Origin of the sequence: Pseudomonas sp. NDM (assembly GCF_003105095.1) — a bacterium.
GTDB lineage: Bacteria > Pseudomonadota > Gammaproteobacteria > Pseudomonadales > Pseudomonadaceae > Aquipseudomonas > Aquipseudomonas moraviensis_A.
The window spans coordinates 1-5,894 of record NZ_QETJ01000231.1 but is presented as its reverse complement, the minus strand read 5'-3'; the positions used below and the strand labels follow the sequence as shown (position 1 = coordinate 5,894).

Annotated in this window: 6 protein-coding genes; 1 reads left to right on the top strand and 5 read right to left on the bottom strand. The window is 61.0% G+C overall.

Annotated features, from left to right (window positions below; translation table 11 throughout):
- Positions 1-86: 86 nt before the first annotated feature.
- Both DCO47_RS25280 and DCO47_RS25275 read right to left on the bottom strand, forming a co-directional pair.
- Entirely contained in the window at positions 87-773 is a 687-nt protein-coding gene (locus DCO47_RS25280; protein ID WP_016771812.1) for an SDR family oxidoreductase, read from the bottom strand.
- A gap of 19 nt (positions 774-792) precedes the next feature.
- Positions 793-1,149 (bottom strand): MerR family transcriptional regulator, encoded by a 357-nt coding sequence (locus DCO47_RS25275; RefSeq protein WP_116659177.1) that lies wholly within the window; start codon positions 1,147-1,149, stop codon positions 793-795.
- 83 nt (positions 1,150-1,232) lie between these two features.
- Between DCO47_RS25275 and DCO47_RS25270 the strand changes: the two genes are divergently transcribed.
- The gene (locus DCO47_RS25270; protein ID WP_116659176.1) at positions 1,233-1,652 is read left to right on the top strand and encodes a hypothetical protein; all 420 of its coding nucleotides are present in this window, start codon (positions 1,233-1,235) and stop codon (positions 1,650-1,652) included.
- A 91-nt stretch (positions 1,653-1,743) separates the two neighbouring features.
- Here the strand turns inward: DCO47_RS25270 and DCO47_RS25265 are convergent, their stop codons facing one another.
- Genes DCO47_RS25265 through DCO47_RS25255 form a run of 3 tightly spaced genes read right to left on the bottom strand, consistent with a single transcriptional unit; the run spans position 1,744 to position 5,337 of the window.
- Positions 1,744-2,670: an ABC transporter permease gene (locus tag DCO47_RS25265; RefSeq protein WP_083354147.1), complete on the bottom strand. Its 927-nt coding sequence runs from the start codon at positions 2,668-2,670 to the stop codon at positions 1,744-1,746.
- Positions 2,670-3,776, bottom strand: a complete 1,107-nt coding sequence (locus tag DCO47_RS25260) for an ABC transporter permease (RefSeq protein ID WP_116659175.1) — start codon at positions 3,774-3,776, stop codon at positions 2,670-2,672. The genes DCO47_RS25265 and DCO47_RS25260 overlap by 1 nt, the downstream gene beginning before the upstream one ends.
- 13 nt (positions 3,777-3,789) lie before the next feature.
- Positions 3,790-5,337 carry an ABC transporter ATP-binding protein gene (locus tag DCO47_RS25255; protein WP_116659174.1) on the bottom strand — a complete coding sequence of 516 codons (1,548 nt, stop codon included), beginning with the start codon at positions 5,335-5,337 and terminating at the stop codon, positions 3,790-3,792.
- Positions 5,338-5,894 lie beyond the last annotated feature (557 nt).

Here is a 5,894-nt window from a genome sequence, read left to right as displayed (position 1 = left end):
GCGATAGCGGTGTATCAGGCAACATTTTTGCTGAATGACACACCGCTATCGCGAGCAGGCTCACTCCTACATGGGGATTTGTAGGATTACCAGGGAATGGTTTCACCCTTGTAATTGACGAAGTGATGCCCGCCCTTGCCGGTAAACGCATTGACCTGATCGATCAGCCCGCGTGTGCTGGTCTCGACATCGAGATCGGCGCCTTCGCCGCCCATGTCGGTCTTCACCCAGCCCGGGTGCAGCGACAGCACGGTGAGTTTCTGCTCGCCCAGTTGAGTGACGAAACTGTTGGTCATCGAATTGAGAGCTGCCTTGCTGGCCTTGTACAGCGCCAGTTCCGGCGCGTCGGGCATGGTCACGCTGCCCAGCACCGAACTCATGAACGCCAGCACGCCGCTGCCGTCGCGGATCTGCCCGACGAAGCGCTGAGCCAGATTGATCGGCGCCACTGCGTTGGTGAAAAACAGCTGGCCGACCTCGGCCAGGGTCGCGCCGCCCGGGGTCTGCACGTCCGGGCCTTTGACCCCGGCGTTGACGAACAACAGATCGAAGGTTTCGCCCTTGAGTTTCTGGCTCAAGGCGATCACCGCTTGCTGATCGTCCATGTCGAGCTTCTCGATGCGCACATCACCCAGCGCTTGCAGCGCCTCGGCCTTCTGCGGATTGCGCACGGTGGCGGTCACTTGCCAGCCGTCGCCCAGCAACGTCTTCACCAGCCCGAGGCCCAAGCCCCGAGAGGCGCCGATGATCAGTGCGTTTTTTGCCTGAGACATGATGGGGTTTCCTTGAAAGTCAGCGTTCAGGATTCAATGGACACGCCTGACCGAGCCGGAGTTTCAGCTCCTGGCGCAGGGTGTCGAGTTCGCTCATGCGGGTTTCAATCAATTGCAGTTTGTCGCGCAGCAATTGCGCCACCGCATTTTCCGGGTCGTGGGCGTGCCACAGGGCGGCGACACTGTTGCCGATCTCGCCCAAGGTAAAGCCAAGGCGTTGCGCGGTTTTGATGTAGAGCACCAGTTGCAGCATCTCCGGCGGATAGTCGCGATAACCGTTGGCGCTGCGTTGTGCCGCGATCAGCCCGCGCTGCTCGTAGAAGCGCAAGGTGTCACGACTGACGGCGCTGGCCCGGGCTAATTCACCGATGCGCATGCTGGATCTCAAAGGAGGTATTGACCCTGGAGCATACCCCAGGCTTTACCGTGCGTGCTCCCTGAATTTTTGGAGCTGGAACGATGTGGACGGCAACGCAATATCGCAACGTGGTGCGCGGCAGCGCCTGGTATGACCTGATCGTCACGGCAGCGTTTGTCACGCCGTGGAGTTTTGCGCTTGTGCATCAGTTGCTGACGGCACTGAACTGGCCGGGAGAACTACCGGCGTTTCAACCGCTGCATATGTTGATGGCGAATCTGTTGGGCTCGGTGGTGTGCGTTTGGGCGGTGCTGCGGATTCGTGATCCGCAGGCGCTGTATGGACGCTATGACGCGGTGGCGCGGTTTCTGTTTGCGGCGTGGCAGGGGTATGCCCTGTTGCATGGGGCCAGTTCGATTCTTGTGGTTTTTCTTGTCTTTGAACTGGCGTGGGGTGTGGTTCAGGCACTCCCCATATGTGGCGAGGGAGCCTGCTCCCGCTCGGCTGCGCAGCAGTCGTAAAGCCTGAGTGCGAGATCGTCCAGGCTCACTGTTGATGGCCGCTTCGCGCCCCAGCGGGAGCAAGCTCCCTCGCCACAGTTCCTGTGTATGCCTAATGCCCCGCCTGCCAAGGCTGCCCCAACGAAACCGGCGCATACAACCGTGTGCGCACGGCATCGCGGGACAACAACACCAGCACCACAATCGTCGCCACATACGGCAGCATCGCCAGTAGGCTCGACGGAATCGCCAGCCCCAACCCCTGTGCCACCAGGTGCAGGATGCTGGCGAGGCCGAACAGATACGCCCCGAGCAACAAACGCCAGACTCGCCAACTGGCAAATACCACCAGCGCCAGGGCGATCCAGCCGCGTCCGGCGGTCATGTTTTCGGCCCACATCGGGGTGTAGGCCAGCGACAGATACGCCCCGGCCAGCCCGGCCATGGCTCCGCCAAACAACACCGCCAACGTGCGCACGGTCAGCACCGGCAAGCCCATCGCACTCGCTGCATCGGGGTTCTCACCGACCGCTTGAATGATCAGCCCGACACGACTTTTGATGATCACCCACGCCACCAGCGCAAACAGCGCGAACGACAGATACACCAGCAAGTCCTGAGCAAACAGCATCCGCCCGATCAGCGGAATCTCACTCAAATACGGAATCGGCAAAGGCTCGAAACCCGCCAGCGGTTTACCGACCCAGGCCGCGCCGACAAACGTCGACAGGCCCACACCGAAAATCGTCAAAGCCAACCCGGTCGCCACCTGATTGGCGTTGAACACCAGCGCGACCAGAGCAAACAGTGACGACAACAACATCCCGGCCAACATCGCCAACAGCACGCCGAGCCACAGGTTGCCGCTGTTCAGCGCGACGATGAATCCGATCACCGCGCCAAACAGCATCATGCCTTCCTGACCCAGATTGAGGACGCCGCTCTTCTCGCAGATCAATTCACCCAGTGCCACCAGGAGCAGCGGCGTGCCGCAGCGGACCATGGCGTAGAAAATATTGCTCAACAGATCGATGTCCATCACAGCGCTCCGGCGGTTACGGCAGGGGTCGAGGCGCGCCGGGTCCAGCGCAGTTTCAGGCGTGGCCGATAGAGAATCAGCACGTCACAGGCGAGCAGGAAAAACAGCATCATGCCCTGGAACAACTGGGTGATTGCCTGCGGCAGATTGAGCGACATCTGCGCGCTCTCGCCGCCGATGTACAGCAGTGCCATCAGCAGACTCGAGCACAGAATGCCGAGCGGATTGAGGCGCCCGAGAAACGCCACGGTGATCGCCGCGTAGCCATAACCCGGCGACACCTGCGGCACCAGTTGGCCGATCGGCCCGGTGACTTCGCAGACCCCGGCCAGTCCCGCCAGACCACCGCTGATCAACAGCGCCAGCCAGATCAGGCGCTTCTCGCGAAAGCCGACGAAGCCTGCCGCACGCTTGTCCAGACCGAGCACTTTGATCTGGAAACCGATAAAGCTTTTCTGCAGCAACACCCACACCGCGACCAGCGCGAGCAGGGCGAAATACACCCCGGCATGAACCCGCCCGTCCTCCAGCAGCAGCGGCAAACGACTGGCGTCGCCGAACATCGCCGACTCGGGGAAATTGAAGCCCGCCGGATCCTTCAAAGGCCCGTGCACGCAGAACAGCAGCAGGTTCAATGCGATGTAGTTGAGCATGATGCTGGTGAGGATTTCGTTGGCGTTGAAACGCGTGCGCAGCCACGCGGTGAGCCCGGCCCATGCGGCACCGGCAAAGGTGCCGGTCAGCAGAATCAGCACCAGCGCCCAACGACTTTGCACATCGATAATGTTCACCGCCACAGCACTGCCGGCCAGCGCGCCGAGGAGCAACTGGCCTTCGGCGCCGATGTTCCAGATTCGCGCCTGATAGGCCACGGCCAGTCCCAGTGCGCAGAGCAGAATCGGCAGCGCCTTGACCAGTAATTCGGACACGCCATACAGATCGCTGACCGGCGCGATCAACAACGTGTGCAAGGTTTGCAGTGGATCGTGGCCCAGCGCGATGAACAACAGCGAGCCGCAGCCGAGAGTCAGCACCGCCGCCAATAACGGCGAGCACCACAGCATCAGGCGCGATTGCTGACCACGGGGTTCGAGAGAAAGCAGCATGGTTGAAACTCCGTTAAACCGAGGCGGCGCAAGGTGAGTGATCGAACTGGCCAGCCATCCACGCGCCGACATCGCTCAGTTGTGTCGCGCAGGTGTCTTGCAGCGCCGACAGACGCCCGCTGCACAGCGCGCCGAGGCGATCGCTGATCTGGAACAGTTCATCGAGGTCTTCGGAAATCACCAGGATCGCCGCGCCGGCATCGCGCAGGGCGATCAAGGCGCGATGGATGGTCGCGGCGGCGCCGACATCGACGCCCCAGGTCGGGTGCGCGGCGATCAGTAATTTCGGCTGCTGAAGGATCTCCCGACCAAGGATGAATTTCTGCAGGTTGCCGCCGGAGAGGCTGCGCGCGGCGGTTTGCGTGCCTGGAGTTTTAACGCCGAAACGCTGGATGATCTGTTGCGCGAGGGCTTCGACTTTGCCGCGTTGAATCAGCCCGTGGCTGACCAGGCCTTGCTGGAAAGCGCTGAGCAGGGCGTTATCGGCCAGACTCAACTCCGGCACCGCGCCGTGGCCGAGTCGGTCGGCGGGGACGAAGGCCAGGCCCAGTTTGCGCCGCGCATCCGGGCGCACGTCAGCGACGTTGCGCTCAGCGAAGCGAATGGTCGCCGCTTGCGCACGAGGCAAGGGCTGTTCGCCGCTGAGCAGGGCGAGCAACTCGTCCTGTCCATTGCCAGCGACCCCGGCGATGCCGACGATTTCACCGCTGCGGACTTGCAAGTCGATGTCGTGCAGCGAGCAACCAAACGGATCCGGATTGTGCCAACTCAACCCGTCAACCTGTAGAAAAGTCGCGCCACCGCTGACCTTCGGATACTCGCCAATCAACGCCGCCGCTTCGCCGACCATCAGTTGCGCCAGTTGCTGATCCGAACATTCGGCCGGCAGGCAATGCCCGGCAACCCGACCGCCGCGCAGCACCGTGGCGTTGTGGCACAAGGCGCGCACTTCACCGAGCTTGTGGCTGATAAACAGAATGCTGCAGCCCTCGGCGGCCAGGCGACGCAGGGTGATGAACAATTCGTCAGCCTCTTGCGGCGTCAGCACCGAGGTCGGCTCATCGAGAATCAACAGGCGGATGTCCTGCATCAGGCAGCGAATGATTTCTACCCGCTGCCGCTCGCCAATCGACAGGCTGTGGACAAGTCGCTCCGGTTCCAGCGCCATGCCATAACGCCGTGATACTTCGCGAATCTTCGGTTCCAGTTGCCTGGGCGTGCCCGCCGCCGCGCCCATCGCCAAGGCAATGTTCTGAGCGACGCTGAGGGTTTCGAACAGCGAGAAATGCTGGAACACCATGCCGATGCCTAACTGCCGCGCCTGCGCCGGATTGCGGATCTGCACGCGCTGCCCCTGCCAGAGCATTTCACCGCTATCACACTGGGTGACACCGTAAATGATCTTCATCAACGTGCTTTTGCCTGCGCCGTTTTCCCCGAGCAGGGCATGGATTTCACCCGGCGCGATGCTCAGGTCGATGGCATCGTTGGCCAGGCAACCGGGATAGCGTTTGCTGATCTGGCGCAGCTGCAGGCGCGGTGGGGAAGGGGCGATGGACATGGCAGGCTCGACTGACTTGGAGTTGTGCCTGTGGACAAAGCAATTTCCTGGCCATTGAGTCAGGAACGCTTTGCGCATCCGCCCGCAGGCACCGATGACAGCGCATCGGCGCTCTTTTTGACATGCTCCGAGGCACCAATTCAGCGCAAAGCCGTTGATCAGGCTCCAGTTTTGCTCGCGTCAGGTTGGTTAAAAAACGAGCAATTGCCCCGGGGCTAGGCAAATCCAGCACCTGCGGCGGTCATGAACGGCTTATCCACAGGTTGCTCCACAGTAATTGTGCGCAAGCGTTGAGGCCGGGCATAAGCACTGCACTGCTTTCTTCTAATGGTGATAAACGACGGTAACTGTTTGTTTTTACGCTGGATTTCCGTTTCGTCGGATCAATTGAACGAAAAGTGAACAAATCGTGCAAAGCCGCATGACAGAAGGGTTACAGCGGTATGTGCTCAGGTTATCCACAGTCGGGTGCACAGCAGGTGTGGGCAACTTGCTAATTGGGGAATGCCCTAAAAGATCGCAGCCTTCGGCAGCTCCTACAGTTGGAATGCGAGACC

Coding starts and splice junctions, on each gene's coding strand:
- DCO47_RS25280 (WP_016771812.1), bottom strand. CDS start 773: ATGTCTCAGGCAAAAAACGCACTGATCATCGGCGCCTCTCGGGGCTTG.
- DCO47_RS25255 (WP_116659174.1), bottom strand. CDS start 5,337: ATGTCCATCGCCCCTTCCCCACCGCGCCTGCAGCTGCGCCAGATCAGC.
- DCO47_RS25270 (WP_116659176.1), top strand. CDS start 1,233: ATGTGGACGGCAACGCAATATCGCAACGTGGTGCGCGGCAGCGCCTGG.
- DCO47_RS25275 (WP_116659177.1), bottom strand. CDS start 1,149: ATGCGCATCGGTGAATTAGCCCGGGCCAGCGCCGTCAGTCGTGACACC.
- DCO47_RS25265 (WP_083354147.1), bottom strand. CDS start 2,670: ATGGACATCGATCTGTTGAGCAATATTTTCTACGCCATGGTCCGCTGC.
- DCO47_RS25260 (WP_116659175.1), bottom strand. CDS start 3,776: ATGCTGCTTTCTCTCGAACCCCGTGGTCAGCAATCGCGCCTGATGCTG.